Annotated in this window: 15 protein-coding genes; 7 read left to right on the top strand and 8 right to left on the bottom strand. The window is 52.8% G+C overall.

What is annotated here, in order from left to right; genetic code table 11:
* Positions 1–17: 17 nt before the first annotated feature.
* From JGF26_RS21210 to JGF26_RS21200, 3 genes are all read right to left on the bottom strand, one after another.
* Positions 18–5,462 (bottom strand): Ig-like domain-containing protein, encoded by a 5,445-nt coding sequence (locus JGF26_RS21210; protein ID WP_167587224.1) that lies wholly within the window; start codon positions 5,460–5,462, stop codon positions 18–20.
* A 224-nt stretch (positions 5,463–5,686) separates the two neighbouring features.
* Positions 5,687–6,307 (bottom strand): superoxide dismutase [Mn], encoded by a 621-nt coding sequence (sodA, locus tag JGF26_RS21205; RefSeq protein ID WP_010436906.1) that lies wholly within the window; start codon positions 6,305–6,307, stop codon positions 5,687–5,689.
* 184 nt (positions 6,308–6,491) lie between these two features.
* Positions 6,492–7,040: an XRE family transcriptional regulator gene (locus JGF26_RS21200; protein ID WP_028018133.1), complete on the bottom strand. Its 549-nt coding sequence runs from the start codon at positions 7,038–7,040 to the stop codon at positions 6,492–6,494.
* Between the two features lie 102 nt (positions 7,041–7,142).
* Between JGF26_RS21200 and JGF26_RS21195 the strand changes: the two genes are divergently transcribed.
* Positions 7,143–7,802 (top strand): AzlC family ABC transporter permease, encoded by a 660-nt coding sequence (locus JGF26_RS21195; protein WP_028018134.1) that lies wholly within the window; start codon positions 7,143–7,145, stop codon positions 7,800–7,802.
* Positions 7,802–8,125, top strand: coding sequence for an AzlD domain-containing protein (locus JGF26_RS21190; RefSeq protein ID WP_028018135.1), 324 nt, complete (start codon positions 7,802–7,804; stop codon positions 8,123–8,125). The genes JGF26_RS21195 and JGF26_RS21190 overlap by 1 nt, the downstream gene beginning before the upstream one ends.
* Before the next feature lie 41 nt (positions 8,126–8,166).
* Here the strand turns inward: JGF26_RS21190 and JGF26_RS21185 are convergent, their stop codons facing one another.
* Together JGF26_RS21185 and fdhD are read right to left on the bottom strand one after the other, a co-directional pair.
* Entirely contained in the window at positions 8,167–8,379 is a 213-nt protein-coding gene (locus JGF26_RS21185) for a DUF1471 domain-containing protein (protein ID WP_014072382.1), read from the bottom strand.
* A gap of 114 nt (positions 8,380–8,493) precedes the next feature.
* A complete protein-coding gene (fdhD, locus tag JGF26_RS21180; protein ID WP_134708699.1) occupies positions 8,494–9,330 on the bottom strand; it encodes a formate dehydrogenase accessory sulfurtransferase FdhD in 837 nt (278 codons plus the stop codon).
* 372 nt (positions 9,331–9,702) lie between these two features.
* On the opposite strand from fdhD, the gene fdnG reads away from it, so the two are divergent.
* From fdnG to fdhE, 4 genes are read left to right on the top strand one after another with little or no spacing between them, the layout of a single operon-like run.
* Positions 9,703–12,753, top strand: coding sequence for a formate dehydrogenase-N subunit alpha (gene fdnG / locus JGF26_RS21175; RefSeq protein ID WP_167587226.1), 3,051 nt, complete (start codon positions 9,703–9,705; stop codon positions 12,751–12,753).
* 12 nt (positions 12,754–12,765) lie between these two features.
* Positions 12,766–13,668, top strand: a complete 903-nt coding sequence (gene fdxH / locus JGF26_RS21170) for a formate dehydrogenase subunit beta (RefSeq protein ID WP_028018139.1) — start codon at positions 12,766–12,768, stop codon at positions 13,666–13,668.
* Positions 13,665–14,300 carry a formate dehydrogenase cytochrome b556 subunit gene (gene fdoI, locus JGF26_RS21165; RefSeq protein ID WP_008501832.1) on the top strand — a complete coding sequence of 212 codons (636 nt, stop codon included), beginning with the start codon at positions 13,665–13,667 and terminating at the stop codon, positions 14,298–14,300. Before fdxH ends, fdoI begins: the two co-directional genes overlap by 4 nt.
* Entirely contained in the window at positions 14,297–15,226 is a 930-nt protein-coding gene (gene fdhE, locus JGF26_RS21160; RefSeq protein WP_134708702.1) for a formate dehydrogenase accessory protein FdhE, read from the top strand. Before fdoI ends, fdhE begins: the two co-directional genes overlap by 4 nt.
* 39 nt (positions 15,227–15,265) lie before the next feature.
* Here fdhE and JGF26_RS21155 read toward each other — a convergent pair whose 3' ends face one another.
* Complete coding sequence (locus JGF26_RS21155; RefSeq protein WP_028018141.1) at positions 15,266–15,637, bottom strand: type II toxin-antitoxin system VapC family toxin; 372 nt, start codon at positions 15,635–15,637, stop codon at positions 15,266–15,268.
* Between the two features lie 2 nt (positions 15,638–15,639).
* Entirely contained in the window at positions 15,640–15,882 is a 243-nt protein-coding gene (locus JGF26_RS21150; protein ID WP_028018142.1) for a ribbon-helix-helix protein, CopG family, read from the bottom strand.
* Between the two features lie 198 nt (positions 15,883–16,080).
* Here JGF26_RS21150 and JGF26_RS21145 point away from each other — a divergent pair, with 198 nt between their 5' ends.
* Entirely contained in the window at positions 16,081–16,998 is a 918-nt protein-coding gene (locus JGF26_RS21145; protein WP_129324945.1) for an alpha/beta hydrolase, read from the top strand.
* 11 nt (positions 16,999–17,009) lie between these two features.
* On the opposite strand, the gene fabY is transcribed toward JGF26_RS21145, so the two are convergent.
* Positions 17,010–17,951 (bottom strand): fatty acid biosynthesis protein FabY, encoded by a 942-nt coding sequence (fabY, locus tag JGF26_RS21140; protein WP_028018144.1) that lies wholly within the window; start codon positions 17,949–17,951, stop codon positions 17,010–17,012.
* Between the last annotated feature and the right edge of the window lie 21 nt (positions 17,952–17,972).

Genomic DNA, 17,972 nt, shown 5'->3' with positions numbered 1-17,972 from the left:
CGCAAGTTTTTTAGCGGTTAGTTCACGGTAAGATCCAGCGTTAACTTGTACTCAAATGCATAGCTGGTATGCCAGTCTTTACCCAGGAAGTGAACCAGCCCGGTGTAATGTCCGGCTGGTAAATCCGGATTATCCGTGCGAGCGTAGGTAAATTTCGCACGCATCCCACCATTGGTGCTGCAGCTCGCGGCTGCATTAAGCGGACGCAGAGAACAGTCAGACTCTCTGTACCCTTTCAAATTCACCATATACTGCTGCCCACTTTCGTCGGTCAGCATAACTGGTGTGGAAACGTCGGAATATCCGCTGGGCGCCCATTCCAACTGAGTCGGCCCATTTGTTGGATCAACCGTAACAAAACCTAATGACGGGAACCCACTGATCTTTGCTGAAGAATAATTTGATGAATCTGAGTTAATAACCCAGGTATCTTCAATCGTGTTAATAAACTTCACGTTAGCGTTAGACAACGTCGAGTTATTAATGGAAGCCGTCACCGTTGCCATCCCGATATCATGGCCTGAAAGTGTGACAGTGGCGATACCCGAAGCATCCGTTTTGGTACTGGCAGCCGACAGAGTGTTCATCGTGGTTTGCCAGTTTATCGACGCGTCCGGAACAAGGTTCTGGTTAGCGTCTTTTACCTCAACAGTGTATTTCGCAGAATCTACACCGTTGCTGAGTGCAACCGACTTATCCACATTGAGTGACACCAGCTCAGCGGTTTTAACATCGCCGATAAAACTGACCTTAGCCGCTGTAAGCGACTGACCACCTGCCGCCAGCGTTGCCGTCATCACAGCATCACCTGCTTTTGTCGTCGTGCCACTTATCGTCGCAATACCGTTCGCATCCGTCACGCTACTGTCGCCGGATAACGTCATGGCGGCATCATCACTACGCCAGTTCACAACTATCCCTGGCAAGAGGTTGCCATTCGCATCCTTCACCGTCACCGACCAGGTTACGCGCTCTGCGTTATCCGCCACAGCTTTCGACTTATCAGCTTTGATGGCAGACAACGTCGCGGTATCTGCGTTACCGATGTAGTTGACCGTCAACGTTTGCTGCGTATGGTTAATTCCCGCGCCAATGACCGTCGGTTGCGCTTTTGTAGCCGTAAATGTAATTTCGGCAATACCTTCGCTATTCGTCGTACTGCTATCGGCAGGCTGGAATTCACCGCTATCGTTATCCGACCCCCAATGCACGATGGCATTGTTAACCGGGTGGTTTCCCTCATCCACCACTGTGGCCTGGAGCGTAATGACATCTTTGCCAGCCACCACATCCGCCGTTTTGCTGGAGGTAATCTGAGACACTTTCTCTGTCGCAGCATCGGCAACATAACGCAATGTCGCAGAGGGTTTATTCACACCATTGAATGTTGCAATCGCTTTGCAGGCGACAACATCCGAGCTCGACAGCATAACGTTTGACTTACCAGCATCATCAGTCACCTGCTCCGCGGCGGATAACTGATAATTCCCCGCAGGCGTTACCTGCCATCCCACATTGGCCTGACTGACCGCGTTACCGTACCGATCTTTTACTGTTGCAGTTAATGCGATTTGATCCTCGCCATTGGCTGCAGCGCTGGATTTATCTGCCACAACCGTTACGGGTATTGCGCTCTGAAGATCGGGAACAATAGTGAGTTGCACTGTTTTTTCGCTATTATTGCTGCTCTTAGCCATCACTATGGTCGATGTTGCCAGCGTGCTGCTGTAGGTAACGGACGTTTTACCCTCACTATCTGTCGTTGTGCTGGTTTCACTGAATATGCCACTCGCGTTATCACCAGACCATACAACCGGAGCATCTGCGACAGGATGATTGTAATCATCCATAACCGTTGCCGTTAATGTCACCTGCTCGCTTCCCGCGCTGATATCGCTGGTTTTATCTGCAACCAGTGAACGGATCGCTGCCGTAGAAGAATCGATCGTAAACGACACGCTGTCAGATGTTTCTTCATGCCCATTAACAACCGCTTTCACACGATAGTCCGCGACCTGGTCTGATTTCAGGGTAACCGAGACATTTCCCTGGGCATCAGACTCACTCGTTGTCGAGGAAAGCACACCTGTCGCTGGCACCACAGACCAGGCCGCCGTCTCGCCACTCACTGGATTACCGTTTTTATCCGTTACCACGCCAGTGAACGTGATGCTGTCCACGCCGTTAGCCATCGCAGTCGCTTTGCTCACCGACAGATCGCCAATCTGCGCTGTCGTGCTATCAGCAGTGAAAGTCACCACCGGCGCATTCCAGGCGGATCCTGTTCCAGCCTGCGCGGTGAGGCTTACGTCCCCGGCTTTCAGCGTCGTCACACTTACTGACGCAGTGCCGTCTGCACCTGTCTGTGACGTTGCTAAAGACAGTTTCGCGGAAGAAGGTGTGACGCTCCAGTTTACATCCATTCCCTGAAGCGGATTGCCATTCGCATCCGTCCCGGTTGCGGTATAAGTCACCTTGTCTTTGCCATCGGCCATCGCGAGTGTTTTATCCGTGGTCACCTGCGAAACCTTGCCAGTGGCCGTATCGGCTACAAACACCAATTCAGGTGAATTCACCGCAGTTCCCGTCGCAGTATTCACCGATACGATAACGGTTCCCTGCTGCGTGGCGGTGAGTGTCACTGACCCCATACCTGACTCATTTGTCGCATTCTGTGATGCGCTCAATGTGCCTTGCCCCTGAACAATGGACCACTGCAACGTTGATGCAGGAACCGGATGATCGTTAGCATCGACAACTTCCGCCGTCAGCGTAATACGATCATTGTTATTCGCTGTCGCCTGAGATTTATCGACATTCAGCGTTTTCACCACTGCCGTTGTGCTATCCACGGTAAAATTAAGTGCAGGAGATGTCTGCGTTTGTCCGCCCATCGTCGCCGTCACTTCAAGCGTTTCAATGCTTGCTGAAGTGACTTCAATGGTCGCTATCCCGAGAGCGTTAGTTTCAGTAGATGTCCCGGAAAGGTGGGCGGTCGCGCTGCCCGTAGACCAATCGACTTTTGCACCCTTCACCGGGTTTTTGTTGGCATCTTCCACTTTAACTTCAAGTGAGATCGTATCCTGCCCGTTCGCCAGCGCACTGGTTTTACTGGCCGTGATAGTTCCAAGGGTTGCGCTTTCGCTATCGGCAACAAAGGTGAGTTTGTCAGAGGTGACGCTCTCGCTATTGCCGGCAGTGGCGGAAACAATTCCCTGCCCGGCTTTAGCCGAGGCGATCGAGATCGTCGCCACCCCTTGTTCATTAGTGTTGCTCTGTTTATCGGCGAGATGTACCGACGTATTTGCAGAGTCTATCGCCCATTGCACAGGCTGATTAACCAGCGGATGCTGACTGTCATCAGTCACCACCGCGGTAAGCGTGATCGTATCCTGATTATCCGCTTTGGCGACGGTCTTATCCGCTTCAAGATGCGTCACGACGGCGGAATCGGCATCAGCGGTAAATTGCAGCTCAGGGCCTGTAATCGATTCGCCATTTTCCAGTTGCGCGTTAACCGTCAGACTGAGTACATCGTGACTGGTGACCGATACCGTCGCATTACCTTGCGCATCGCTGGTGCTTTGCACAGCAGAGAAAACGGCATGCGAGTTATCCCCCTGCCATTTAACCTTCGCACCTTGTACCGGTTCATTCGCCGCATTAACCACATGCGCCGTCAGCATAATCGCATCCTGACCGTTCGCCAGTGCCGTATTTTTTGACGCCTCCAGATGGTCAAAGTGTTGAGAGTCGTCTGTTGCATCAAGAGTGACCACGGTTTTATTCAGCTTCGTCGTATCGTACAACGGCTGGATTGTCACATCCCCCGGCACACTTCCGCTGGTGAATGTACTCACATACACCCCTGCGGACTGTTCCCGAAACGCCGTCATTTTCTCGCTAACCAGGTCGGTACCCACGGTCTTTTTCCGTGCGGACACGCGGAGCAACTGGCTGCTCAGATGGCTGGCAAGCCCCGTAATTTTCTGCCCGCCACCGGATGTTATCGTCACCATGACTTGTGTGGTACTCACGCCATCGGCTGGCAAATGCGTATTTTCGGAAGTGGTATCAGAAGTGACCTGAGTGACGTCAAATCCATTCACCGCCACGGTCATATGCGCGGTATCAGATTTATTTCCTCGATTGTCATAAGCCGTTGCGGCTACCACATACATATTTTTCTCAGCACCGTTTTGCTCATAATGCGGTAATACAACAAACCAGGCGCCATTTTTCTCGCTAATTTTCCCGCCATTTTTAACCAGATTTTCGTCTTGCCAGACAATATGATCGACAGGGTATTTTGTCTTAACGTTCACAGTAACAGGCACTGTTTTCGATTCAACGCCTTCAATACGCTCAGGAAGCGAGAGCGAAATAAGATCCTGCTTACGGTATTCCAGCACAATGTTATTGTTACGATTAACCAGATCCATTCGACTGCCAAGTAATGTGCGGCGCTCTTTGACTTTTTCGGAGTCTAGCTGTGTTGCAATGGGTACACCCGGCATCCAGTTAACATTAAATTCAACCTGTGTATCATTGTGATCACCCTTACCCATTTTTTGGTTAAGACCAAATGAAAGAAGGGGGAATGGGGTAAAGTTAATTCCAGCAGTAACAGCATAAGGATTTTTTTGGCGGTCATCATCGTCGTCACCAAACAAGGCAACATCGTCGCCATAATATTGTTCCCAGACCAGTTTTGCGCCGAGCTGAGGATAAACGGGTAAATACCCCTCTGTACGCACATCATAGCCATCTGCGACGCGCTCTTCGTAATCCTGATGTGTTGAAGATGTTTTCCACCCGGAAAGGCGTTTATAACCGTTGGCACTGAGCTTCAAGTAGTCCCAACCTAATTCGCCACCGATACCCATTCGCTGGTGCGTATTGCCGGATACTTGCTGATCATAGAAGGCGTTCACCCCCCACATCCAGCTATCAGCAAAGTAGCGATAGCCAAGGCCGGCGTTGAAGATGTTACGATCGTCTTCGCGTCGCCCACCCAGTTGCGTGAATAATAAATTGGCGCCTTTATCATCATACAGCGGGAGCAGCAGATCCAGATTCGCACTCTCCAGCGAAAAATTCTGGTCAAGACCAATATTCACTCTGGCCGTGCCAAATTGCTGCAACCACTGTTGAATTTCATTAGTGGCTTTACTTGAACCGCTATTAATCAAGGAATTTATAATAGCGTCACTTTTATTATCCTGGCTTAATAATGAGCCAGCACCAGAAAGCACCCCGGCTATATCTTTATCACTATCGCGGGTATCTGATGGCGTATCTTTTACTTTTGTAGTATTATTTTCACCACTTTTTGTATTGATTTCTACGTTCCGATTTGTTTCAGCATGCGCGGGAAACGAGAACAAGAATGCATTACAAAACGTGAAGTGCAGGTAAAAAAACACCTGCAAACATATTGTTAGCTTTTTATTAACATGCATGGACATTGACCTGAAAAGGGTGGGAACAAAAGCGTTAGCAACTGTCAGACAGAATATTTTTCAGGTCAAATTATATTCATACAGATAAACCTCGAGTGCTGATATTTTCTTAATTAGAATTTAAGTAAAAATAATCTGATACGCTGAGAGGAAACAATTAAAAAAGCCTGGTGAAATTAACCAGGCTTCATTTATGAATTAACCGGTGATGCCGATATCAGGGATTATTTTTTAGCAGCAAAACGTGCAGCGGCTTCGTCCCAGTTAACAACGTCCCAGAATGCTTTGATGTAGTCCGGGCGACGGTTCTGGAATTTCAGGTAGTAAGCATGTTCCCATACGTCCAGACCCACGATTGGGAAACCGGATGCACCAGAAATTGCTTCACCCATCAGAGGGGAATCCTGGTTAGCCGTTGAAACTACCGCCAGTTTGTCACCTTTCAGTACCAGCCACGCCCAGCCAGAACCAAAACGCGTTGCAGCCGCTTTTTCGAATTCCGCTTTGAAGTTGTCAACTGAACCGAAGTCGCGCTCGATCGCCGCTTTCAGGTCACCCTGCAGGGTGGTACCGGTTTTCAGGCCTTTCCAGAACAGGCTGTGGTTCGCATGACCACCTGCGTTGTTACGCAGTACGGTTTTCTTGTCCGCTGGCAGTTGATCCAGTTTGGTGATCAGCTCTTCAGCAGACAGGTTAGCGAACTCTGGCAGGCTTTCCAGCGCCGCATTCGCGTTGTTCACATAGGTCTGGTGGTGTTTAGTATGATGGATTTCCATCGTCTGCTTGTCGAAATGCGGTTCCAGTGCGTCGTAGGCATACGGCAGGGATGGCAGTGTATAACTCATAATCCTCTCCATTATTGTCGGGCGGCACAGCTGTTAATGCCGCGTAAGCAGTTGGTTCATTATAGTTAATTAAATGATATTGAAAATGATTATCAATGCCGTAATTTTTATAAGGTTATTTGCTTTTAGGAAATGGAGAAATTGTTATTTCTATCATTGAGTTAACACAAAATTGCCCAGCGCTTTAATTCTGTTCCGCCACCAGCAGCGCATACGTGTCTGGCTCCAGAGCTTTAAAGATGTGCGGACGATCGGCGGGATAGCAGATGTAATCCCCCGCATTCAGCTCTTCCGCCGCGTCAATCAGGCCGACCAGTGCCCGCCCCTGCGTCACGATAATATGCTCTACCGAGCCAGGCGAATGCGGCTGAGAGAGTCGATCTGCACCCGGTTGGGTCATCAGAAGGTAAACATCGCGACGCGCGCCCGGTGGACACGCCGCCAGTAAAATGGCTTCATAGTTAGCCTGCCCGGCGACCACTTTGGTCCCTTCACCGCGGCGAATCACCTGCGTGGTCGGCTGTTGTGGTTCCAGTAAACGGGCGAAAGGAATATCCAGCGCCACGCAAAGCGACCACAGCGTTTCCAGGCTAGGGTTGCCATTGCCAGACTCCAGCTGGGACAACGTGGATTTAGCGATCCCGGCACGGCGGGCAATTTCCGCCAGTGAAAGTCCGGTTCGCTGGCGTTCTCGCACCAGACTTTTGGCGATTACGCTAATTGGCTGCGTCATATAACGGCCTCTTGTTCTATAAATCGAACGAATCGTTCGTCTTGAAAAACTGTTCTGTTGCGTTCATTATAATGGATACACGTTCGATATGGCTAAAATTGTATGAAGCATCATTTCTCTTGCCTGAAAGGCGACACGATAAAAGCAATCATCCTGGTTTGTCTCGCCGTTGGTGTGGTCGGGATGTCATACGGCTCGCTGGCGATAGCCTACGGTTTTCCTGTTTGGGTACCGTTTGTGCTTTCCATTACCGTACTCGCGGGCGCGTCCGAATTTATGTTTATCGGCATTGTCGCTAGCGGGGGTAACCCTCTGGCGGCTGCGGCTGCCGGGTTGCTGGTGAACGCCCGCCATGTGCCGTTTGGCGTCACGGTGCGTGAACTGGTCGGCAAACGTGGTTTGAGTTTTTTGGGCTGTCACATCATGAACGATGAAAGCGTGGTGTTTGGCCTGTCGCAAAAAACGCCCGAACAGCGTAAAGCTGCCTACTGGTTATGTGGTTTAGGTGTGGCGATTATCTGGCCGCTGGGAGCGCTGCTGGGTGCCATGGTCGGTAAACTTCTGCCAGATCCAGAAACCATCGGGCTGGATGCGGTGTTCCCGGCCATATTACTGGCCTTAGTGGTACCCGCATTTAAAAACCGTACCACGCTGATCCGTGCCTGTAGCGGCGCAGTGTTGTCACTGTCTGCCGTACCGTTTGCTCCGGTCGGTTTGCCGGTTCTGCTGTCTTTACTGGGCCTGGCGGCGAGGAAAAAATAATGGGAAACATGACATTCTTTATTCTGGGGATTGCCATCTTATCGGCAGGGACGTATCTGATGCGTCTGGGTGGTGCAAAGCTCGGCAGCAGGCTGGCACTGTCGGAGCGTTCACAGTCGCTGCTTTCTGACGCGGCAACGGTTTTACTCTTTTCCGTGGCGCTGGCGACAACCTTTTATGAAGGGGAACATTTTGCGGGTATGGCGCGCGTGCTGGGCGTGGCGTTTGCGGTGTTTCTGGCCTGGCGGAAGATGCCGTTAATTGTGGTGATCGTTGCGGCGGCGGTGGTAACGGCGCTACTGCGCCTGGCGGGGATACAATAAAAAAAGCGCCCCGGGGGCGCTCTTTCGACGGTAAAGCGAGATTATTTGTTCAGTTCAGCCGTCATGTGTACACGGTTACCGGAGAATGCCTGGGTAATTTTGTAAGATGACGCGCCTGCTTCCTGAGCCTGTGCAGCGATTTTCGCTTCTGCGCCGTCAATGGTAGAGGCTGTTGCGGTCACAGTCTGTGCTGCGAAAGAACCGAAAGAAGTAGCCAGAGCGATTACAGCGACAAAAGTTTTGATGCTTTTCATGATTTAAACCCTTTCGTTAAGTTGTTTAGATAAGGCGTTGTGCCTTGATGAGATAAATACTAGACCTCATCACCAACAACTAAAAGCGGAAGGATTTGCTAATATCATTCAAAATTATTGATCAACAATTAAGCGCTGAGGATGGGTATAAATTGTCGCCCTTCCCGGCTTGCAGAACCCTACCAGCGTCAGGTTACAGCGCTCGGCCACTTCCACCGCCAGCGTGGTCGCCGCCGACACGGCAAACAAAATTTCAACGCCACACATCGCGGATTTCTGCACCATCTCGTAGCTGGCCCGACTGGACACCAGCGCAGCACCATGCTGCCAGATGTCGTTTTCACGCGCACGGCGACCGAGCAGCTTATCCAGCGCCACGTGGCGACCCACATCCTCATGCCCACCGGCAATTTCACCTGATGGCAGCACCCAGGCTGCGGCGTGTGTACAACCGCTCAGTTGACCTATCGGCTGAACGTCGTTGAGGTGTTCAAGCGCATGGTCGAGATACGCCAGATTAAAGGTCTGAGTAAACGGCAGGGGCGTAACGGGTTTACCAATATCGTTGAGTTGCTCAACGCCGCAGACACCGCAACCGGTGCGCCCTGCCAGCGCACGTCGACGCTCTTTCAGCCCCATAAAACGGCGGCTCGAGAGTTCAATTTGCACTTCCAGGCCGTTGCAGGCCTGAACCACGTCCATGCCGTAGATCTCCTGCGGGTGCTCAATGATGCCCTCCGAAAGAGAAAAACCAATCGCAAAAAGCTCGAGATCTTTCGGAGAGGCCATCATCACCACATGCGAAATACCGTTGTAAACCAGGGCAACGGGAACTTCCTCGGCCAGAAAATCGGGCGTGGCGTGAGTGATGTGGGGTGGCCTGTGCACCGACAATTCCACAATGCCCGCAGGCAATGACGACGAGTGAGGAGCACGGTTTTGTTTAGACACAGCGGTATTCCTGAACAACCACGAAGGTGAGCCTGCTATTGCAACATAAACTGCAGGTCTTACGCATAGTATGGATCAACTTTTCAACAACCATTCTCCTACTCATTTCGGAGGGGTGCAACCCGACACCCGCTACACGGCTTTAACATGTCGAGCTTCCAGTGTGATCAATATCACACTTTATAATCAGCAAGGTGATAATACGTTCACTTTGTTTTAACGCCATGAGAACAGGCATACCGACATTGTGGTATTCTTATGATATCCCTCGTGGAATTGAGGGATTAACGCAAATTTTTCTCCTTTGCGGTCATTCTTTAGCCGCGAAGTCAAAACACCATATATAAGCAATGTCGAAACAAGGAGTGACCCATGCAGGTCAGCAGAAGGCAGTTCTTTAAGATCTGCGCTGGCGGTATGGCAGGCACCACGGCAGCGGCACTGGGCTTTGCGCCCGGCGTAGCGCTGGCGGAAACGCGGCAGTATAAGCTGCTGCGCACCCGTGAAACCCGTAATACCTGTACGTACTGCTCTGTCGGTTGCGGGCTGTTAATGTATAGCCTCGGCGACGGTGCTAAAAACGCCAAAGCGTCTATTTTCCATATCGAAGGCGACCCGGATCATCCGGTCAACCGCGGCGCGTTGTGCCCGAAAGGGGCCGGTCTGGTGGACTTTATCCACTCCGAAAGCCGCCTCAAATTCCCTGAATATCGCGCGCCTGGCTCCGACAAATGGCAGCAAATTAGCTGGGAAGAAGCGTTTGACCGCATCGCAAAACATATTAAAGAAGATCGCGATGCCAACTTTGTTGAGAAAAACGCCGACGGCGTCACGGTCAACCGCTGGCTCTCCACCGGGATGCTGTGTGCCTCTGCTTCCAGCAACGAAACCGGTTATTTAACCCAGAAATTTACGCGTGCACTCGGTATGCTCGCGGTCGACAACCAGGCGCGTGTCTGACACGGACCAACGGTAGCAAGTCTTGCTCCAACATTTGGTCGCGGTGCGATGACCAACCACTGGGTCGACATCAAGAACGCCAACCTCATTGTGGTGATGGGCGGTAACGCCGCTGAAGCGCACCCTGTAGGGTTCCGCTGGGCGATGGAAGCCAAAATCCACAACGGTGCGAAACTGATTGTGATCGATCCCCGCTTTACGCGTACTGCGTCAGTGGCGGATTTCTACACCCCTATTCGTTCAGGTACTGACATCACTTTCCTGTCAGGCGTATTGCTGTACCTGATGACCAACGAAAAATATAACCGCGAATACACCGAAGCCTATACCAACGCCAGCCTGATCGTGCGTGAGGATTACCACTTCGAAGATGGCCTGTTCAGCGGTTATGACGCCGAAAAACGCAAATACGATAAAACCAGCTGGAACTACGAGCTGGATGAGAAAGGCTTTGCGAAGCGCGATACCACCCTGCAACATCCGCGCTGCGTGTGGAACCTGCTGAAAGAGCACGTTTCCCGCTATACACCGGACGTTGTCGAAAACATCTGCGGTACGCCGAAAGCGGACTTCCTGAAAGTCTGTGAGCTTATCGCCGAAACCAGCGCGAAAGACAAAACCGCGTCGTTCCTGTATGCACTCGGCTGGACGCAGCACTCCATCGGTGCGCAGAACATCCGTACCATGGCGATGGTTCAGCTCCTGCTCGGCAACATGGGGATGGCAGGCGGCGGCGTGAACGCCCTGCGCGGTCACTCCAACATTCAGGGCCTGACCGACCTCGGTCTCCTGTCTCAAAGCCTGCCAGGCTATATGAGTCTGCCAAGCGAGAAACAGCCGGACCTGCAAACCTACCTGACGGCCAGCACGCCTAAACCGCTGCTTGAAGGCCAGGTGAACTACTGGGGCAACTATCCGAAGTTCTTCGTCTCCATGATGAAAGCGTTCTTCGGCGACAAAGCGACGGCGGAAAACAGCTGGGGCTTTGACTGGCTGCCGAAGTGGGACAAAGGCTACGACGTTCTGCAGTATTTCGAGATGATGCACCAGGGCAAAGTGAACGGCTATCTGTGCCAGGGCTTTAACCCGGTTGCCTCGTTCCCGAACAAGAACAAGGTTGTTGAGTCCCTGTCGAAGCTGAAGTTCCTGGTGACGATTGACCCGCTCAATACCGAGACCTCGACCTTCTGGCAGAACCACGGTGAATCGAACGACGTCGATCCATCGAAGATTCAAACCGAAGTGTTCCGTCTGCCATCGACCTGCTTCGCGGAAGAGAACGGTTCTATCGTCAACTCCGGACGCTGGCTACAGTGGCACTGGAAAGGCGCGGACGCCCCGGGCATCGCCATGAACGACGGCGAGATCCTGGCCGGTATCTTCTTACGCCTGCGTAAGATGTATGCGGCTGAAGGCGGCGCGAACCCGGAACCGGTGCTGAACATGAGCTGGAACTACTCGACGCCGGAAAACCCAGCGCCGGAAGAAGTGGCCATGGAAAGCAACGGCAAAGCGCTGGCGGATGTTATCGATCCAGCCACCGGGACCGTGCTGGTGAAGAAAGGCGAGCAGCTGAGCACCTTCGCGCATCTGCGTGATGACGGCACCACCTCAAGCGGCTGCTGGATCTTTGCCGGTAGCTGGACGCCGAAAGGCAACCAGATGGCCAACCGCGACAACGCCGACCCGTCAGGTCTTGGCAACACGCTGGGCTGGGCGTGGGCGTGGCCGCTCAACCGCCGCATCCTCTATAACCGCGCCTCCGCTGACCCGCAGGGTAATCCGTGGGATCCGAAGCGTCAGCTTCTCAAGTGGGACGGTGCGAAATGGGGCGGCGTGGATATTCCGGACTACAGCACTGCCGCACCAGGCAGCGATGTCGGGCCGTTTATCATGCAGCCTGAAGGGATGGGACGTCTGTTTGCTATTGATAAGATGGCGGAAGGGCCGTTCCCGGAACACTACGAGCCGTTTGAGACGCCGCTGGGCACCAACCCGCTGCACCCGAACGTGGTCTCTAACCCGGCAGCCCGTATCTTCAAGGGCGATTTCGAAGCGCTGGGTAAAAAGGACAAGTTCCCGTACGTGGGCACCACTTACCGTCTGACCGAGCACTTCCACTACTGGACCAAGCACGCGCTGCTTAACGCCATCGCGCAGCCGGAACAGTTTGTGGAGATCGGTGAAAAGCTGGCGAACAAGCTCGGCATTGCCCATGGCGATACCGTGAAAGTCTCCTCTAACCGTGGCTACATCAAAGCCAAGGCGGTGGTGACCAAGCGTATTCGCACGCTGAACGTTCACGGTCAGCAGGTGGATACCATCGGTATTCCTATTCACTGGGGGTATGAGGGCGTGGCGAAGAAAGGGTTTATTGCTAATACCCTGACGCCGTTCGTCGGCGATGCGAACACGCAGACGCCGGAGTTTAAGGCCTTCCTCGTGAACGTGGAAAAGGTGTAACGGAGACGACTTATGGCTTATCAATCTCAGGACATTATCCGTCGTTCCGCGACTAACGGTTTCACGCCCGCGCCTCAGGCGCGGGACCACCAGCAGGAAGTGGCGAAGCTTATCGACGTGACCACCTGTATCGGCTGTAAAGCCTGTCAGGTGGCCTGTTCAGAGTGGAACGACATCCGTGACGAAGTGGGTCACAACGTCGGGGTTTATGACAACCCGGCGGACCTGACCGCCAAGTCCTGGACGGTGATGCGCTTCTCTGAAGTGGAGCAGAACGACAAACTGGAATGGCTTATCCGCAAAGACGGCTGTATGCACTGCGCGGATCCGGGCTGTCTGAAGGCGTGCCCGTCAGAAGGGGCTATCATTCAGTATGCCAACGGTATCGTCGACTTCCAGTCTGAGCAGTGCATTGGCTGCGGCTACTGCATTGCCGGCTGTCCGTTCAACGTGCCGCGCCTGAACCCGGAAGACAACCGCGTCTACAAATGTACGCTGTGTGTTGACCGTGTAAACGTCGGCCAGGAGCCGGCTTGCGTGAAGACCTGCCCGACCGGTGCTATCCACTTTGGTTCGAAAGAGGATATGAAAACGCTGGCGGCAGAGCGCGTGGGCGAGCTGAAAACCCGTGGTTACGACAATGCGGGCCTGTACGATCCGGCCGGGGTTGGCGGTACGCACGTGATGTACGTGCTGCACCACGCCGACAAGCCGAATCTGTATCACGGCCTGCCGGAAAACCCGGAAATCAGCGCCACCGTGAAGTTCTGGAAAGGCATCTGGAAACCGCTGGCCGCGGTGGGCTTTGCTGCTACCTTCGCAGCAAGCATTTTCCACTACGTTGGTGTCGGTCCGAACCGCGCGGAAGAGGAAGATGACAACCTGCATGAAGAGAAAGACGAGGTGCGCAAATGAGAAAACGTGACACCATCGTGCGCTATACCGCGCCGGAACGTATCAACCATTGGGTCACCGCCTTCTGCTTCATGCTGGCGGCGATAAGCGGGCTGGGGTTCTTCTTCCCGTCCTTCAACTGGCTGATGCAGATCATGGGGACACCACAGCTGGCGCGCATCCTGCACCCGTTTGTTGGCGTCATCATGTTCGCGTCGTTCATCATCATGTTTTTCCGCTACTGGCACCATAACCTAATCAATCGGGATGATATCTTTTGGGCGAAGAATATTCGTAAGATTGTCGTCAACGAGGAAGTAGGTGATACCGGGCGTTATAACTTCGGTCAGAAATGCGTATTCTGGGCGGCGATTATCTTCCTGGTCCTGTTGCTGGTGAGCGGCGTGATCATCTGGCGTCCGTACTTTGCGCCTGCTTTCTCAATCCCGGTGATCCGATTCGCGCTGATGCTGCATTCATTTGCCGCAGTGGCGTTAATTGTGGTTATCATGGTGCATATCTACGCCGCCCTTTGGGTGAAAGGCACCATTACCGCGATGGTGGAAGGATGGGTAACCAGTACGTGGGCAAAGAAACATCACCCACGCTGGTACCGTGAAGTCCGCCAGAAACAGGAAAAGTCATCTGAATGAGTATTCGCATAATCCCGCAACATGAGCTGGGGTCGAGCGAGAAACGCACGGCGGAATATATTCCGCCGTTGTTATTCCCCAGGCTCAAGAACCTCTACAACCGCCGCGCAGAGCGTCTGCGCGAGCTGGCAGAGAACAACCCGCTGGGCGATTTTCTGCGCTTCGCCGCGCTGATTGCCCACGCGCAGGAAGTGGTGCTGTACGACCACCCTCTGCAAATGGACCTGACTGCGCGCATTAAAGAAGCCAGTGAGCAAGGCAAACCACCGCTGGATATTCACGTGCTGCCGCGCGATAAACACTGGCACAAGCTGCTGCATTCGCTGATTGCCGAACTGAAGCCAGAGATGAGCGGCACCGCGCTGGCCGTTATCGAAAATCTGGAAAAAGCCTCCGATCAGGAGCTGGAAGAGATGGCGAGCGCGCTGTTTGCTTCCGATTTTACGCTGGTCAGCAGTGATAAAGCCCCGTTTATCTGGGCTGCGCTGTCGCTCTACTGGGCGCAAATGGCGAGCCTGATCCCCGGTAAAGCCCGTGCAGAATATGGTGAAGCACGCCAGTTTTGCCCGGTATGCGGCTCTATGCCGGTATCCAGTATGGTGCAGATTGGTACCACTCAGGGGCTGCGCTACCTGCACTGCAACCTGTGTGAAACCGAATGGCATGTAGTGCGCGTGAAGTGCAGCAACTGTGAACAGACTCGCGATCTCAACTACTGGTCGCTGGAAAACGAAGAAGCAGCGGTAAAAGCCGAAAGCTGCGGCGACTGCGGGACTTACCTCAAGATTCTGTATCAGGAAAAAGACCCAAAAGTCGAAGCGGTAGCCGACGATCTCGCCTCGCTGATTCTGGACGCAAAGATGGAGCAGGAGGGCTTTGCCCGCAGCTCGATCAACCCGTTCCTGTTCCCGGGTGAAGGGGAATAATTCCCTGTGACAGTGCCGGGCGGCGCGTGCTTGCCCGGCCTACAGCTGGTACGGTGAAACAACCCCTGGAATACCCTGAAAGTCTTTGGTATTCCGGGTTATTAACGGGCTATTTCTGCTTTGGGCAGTCGCTAAAATAATGGCATCCGGCAGTTTCATGCCATGTTTCTCACGGAGCACGACGCTTCTTTCAGCAATCTCTCGGGTTACATCGATAATCTCAAATGCGCCCAACACTGTCGCTGTTTTCGCTTCGTGGCCATGTTTGCGTGCCCCCACCATGACTTCCATCCATGTAATTAGACTGATTGACCGGTGCGATGCTGTGTTTTCGATTGTATTTGCTGCCTCGACGCGATTATTGAAAAGGTCGATCAGGATATTGGTATCAAAAACCGCCATGTGTTCCATAGCTACCACTCCTCACGCAGCTTGCGTTCATACTCTAATCCATCTTCTTGCTGGTTCCCCCACAGACCAAGCGCATCACGGATAACGGATGAGCTTTGCTGATCGAGAAACTGCTCAATTGCTTCACGCAGTAATTCGGCACGAGGTTGGTTACGCAGCTGTTTGAGGTTATCGAGACGTTGAATAACGTCATCCGACAAATCGATCAGAATCCTGCCCATGTTAAGCTCCACGAGAAAACTCATATATCACCTCAGTATATCATTATTGTTTATTTTCAAGGCAACATACGCTTTCTCTCAGTAGAGTAAAAGTCCCCGCCAATAGTTTGCCTTCCATTTGCGAGGCGCTTTCCAGATTGTTGTCCTCAACAACATTCTTGTTTTCTTTTGAATTAAACCAGGCTATAAAGCTGTATATCCATACAGTTAAAGGGCATTTTCATGGCACTGGAAAAGGGTATTGCGCAGCTGGTTCAGGGATTTATCGCTGCAGGGCGGCCATCGTCGCGTCGACAGACCATTGAGGTACGACGAGCAGGGTATGTTGCCAGCACGGGGCTTGCCGGGAAGATAGAAACGCGCGTTCAGGTGGAGACGCTTGTCCTTGATGGACTTACCATCCGGGTGTTTTCACCTCTCAATGCGTCTGAATTATTGCCGGCAGCCATCTACTACCACGGCGGGTGCTTTATCAGCGGTGGGTTTGATACGCATGATAATCAGCTCCGCCAGCTGGCATTTTACGGTAACTGCCGGGTGATTGCGGTTCAGTACAGACTGGCACCCGAGCATCAATTCCCCGCAGCACATGACGACGCAGAACACGCTGCAGAGCTTGTCTGGCAGAATGCAGACAAACTGGGTGTAGATAAAAACCGAATCACCCTTTGCGGCGACAGTGCAGGTGGACATCTTGCGCTGGTGACATCACTGCGGCTCAAAGATAAAGGCCTGTGGAATCCAGCACAGCTCATCCTGATCTATCCCATGCTTGATGCCACAGCCAGCTTTGAAAGTTATGCCCTGAATGGCACGGATTATATTATCACTCGCGATACCCTGCTCAGCGGGTATGAAATGTATCTCGCAGAGACTGACCTTCAGCATCCGGAAGCCAGCCCACTGTGGCGCGATGATTTTCACGGCCTTCCGCCTGTGCACATTGTTACCGCTGAATACGATCCGCTATGTGATGAGGGAGAAATGCTGTTCCAGCATCTGACTGAGCAGGGTGTGAAGTGTACTGCTCAGCGCTGGCTGGGCGTTATCCATGGCTTCTTTCAGCTTGGCGGTGTTAGTCAGTCAGCTCGAGACGTTATGCGAGACATCGCCTGGCGAATTAGCTCAGCCAGGCAATAACAACGAAGGGATTATTCCTCTTCGTTCCCACCCTCTTCATACGCGCCGAATGGCTTCGCCGGAAGAACAATATAGGTGCCTTCAAACACCGCGCCAGATGTTTTGTCACCAAACAGTTCAACCTGCATTTGTACGCGGGCTTTGCGACCTCGGGCCAGGCGATCGAGGTCGCCCCCCAGTGAACCCAGATCGGCCACGGCGCTCGGTTTACCGCTGATCGGTGCGCTATAGCGGATATGGGCGTCGGCCAGAATGATCGTCCCCCCCAGATGGCGCTCACGCAGCATCAGCCAGATAAGCCCCCAGCCGGTCAGCGTAGCCAGCGAGAACAGACTTCCGGCAAACAGGGTGTGGTGTGGGTTTTGATTGCCGATCTCCGGCATGGTGGTGATAAATTTTTGTCCTGTGTACTGCTGAATACGGACACCCATTTTTTCACTCAGCGGAATGTGCTGATACCAGGCTTGCTGTAGCTGCCCGCACCAGTCGGCGCGATGCAAAATATCATCCAGCGTGGCGATAGGTTTAATCATCAAAAAGTGACGAATCGGTGTGGTTTGCGGGGTCGTGATTTCCCCCTGATTAACAAAACCAAGTTTCGCGAAGAACTCCACGGCATCTTCGCGGGCACTACAGGTGACGCGCTTAACGCCTTCCTGACGGGCGACAGATTCCAGGGTCATCGCCATCAGCGTCCCCAGGCCTTTGTCCTGCACGGAGGGATGAACCGCCATAAAGCGAATAGACGCTTCGTTATCGGCGTTGATATACAAACGCCCAACGGCGACGAGGTTGCCCTCTTCATCCATCACCATCTGATGGTGGGCCATCGCGTCCCAGGCGTCGCGTTCAGACCCTTTTGGCTGATGTAATGGCTTGCGCAGCATTTCCCAGCGGAACTGGTAATAGGCTTCTAACTCTTCTTCCGTTTGCGGTACTCGAAGGTGATACATAGCTGTACTCTCTCTTGTTAC

Origin of the sequence: Enterobacter sp. E1, assembly GCF_016809815.1 — a bacterium.
Lineage (GTDB): Bacteria > Pseudomonadota > Gammaproteobacteria > Enterobacterales > Enterobacteriaceae > Enterobacter > Enterobacter adelaidei.
The sequence above is the reverse complement of the archived record's forward strand: the minus strand, read 5'-3'. Positions and strand labels throughout refer to the sequence as shown.

Bases quoted from the DNA above. Each gene is read 5' to 3' on its own strand.
- JGF26_RS21210 (WP_167587224.1), bottom strand. From the start codon at position 5,462: ATGCATGTTAATAAAAAGCTAACAATATGTTTGCAGGTGTTTTTTTAC.
- sodA (WP_010436906.1), bottom strand. From the start codon at position 6,307: ATGAGTTATACACTGCCATCCCTGCCGTATGCCTACGACGCACTGGAA.
- JGF26_RS21200 (WP_028018133.1), bottom strand. From the start codon at position 7,040: ATGACGCAGCCAATTAGCGTAATCGCCAAAAGTCTGGTGCGAGAACGC.
- JGF26_RS21195 (WP_028018134.1), top strand. From the start codon at position 7,143: ATGAAGCATCATTTCTCTTGCCTGAAAGGCGACACGATAAAAGCAATC.
- JGF26_RS21190 (WP_028018135.1), top strand. From the start codon at position 7,802: ATGGGAAACATGACATTCTTTATTCTGGGGATTGCCATCTTATCGGCA.
- JGF26_RS21185 (WP_014072382.1), bottom strand. From the start codon at position 8,379: ATGAAAAGCATCAAAACTTTTGTCGCTGTAATCGCTCTGGCTACTTCT.
- fdxH (WP_028018139.1), top strand. From the start codon at position 12,766: ATGGCTTATCAATCTCAGGACATTATCCGTCGTTCCGCGACTAACGGT.
- fdoI (WP_008501832.1), top strand. From the start codon at position 13,665: ATGAGAAAACGTGACACCATCGTGCGCTATACCGCGCCGGAACGTATC.
- fdhE (WP_134708702.1), top strand. From the start codon at position 14,297: ATGAGTATTCGCATAATCCCGCAACATGAGCTGGGGTCGAGCGAGAAA.
- JGF26_RS21155 (WP_028018141.1), bottom strand. From the start codon at position 15,637: ATGGAACACATGGCGGTTTTTGATACCAATATCCTGATCGACCTTTTC.
- JGF26_RS21150 (WP_028018142.1), bottom strand. From the start codon at position 15,882: ATGAGTTTTCTCGTGGAGCTTAACATGGGCAGGATTCTGATCGATTTG.
- JGF26_RS21145 (WP_129324945.1), top strand. From the start codon at position 16,081: ATGGCACTGGAAAAGGGTATTGCGCAGCTGGTTCAGGGATTTATCGCT.
- fabY (WP_028018144.1), bottom strand. From the start codon at position 17,951: ATGTATCACCTTCGAGTACCGCAAACGGAAGAAGAGTTAGAAGCCTAT.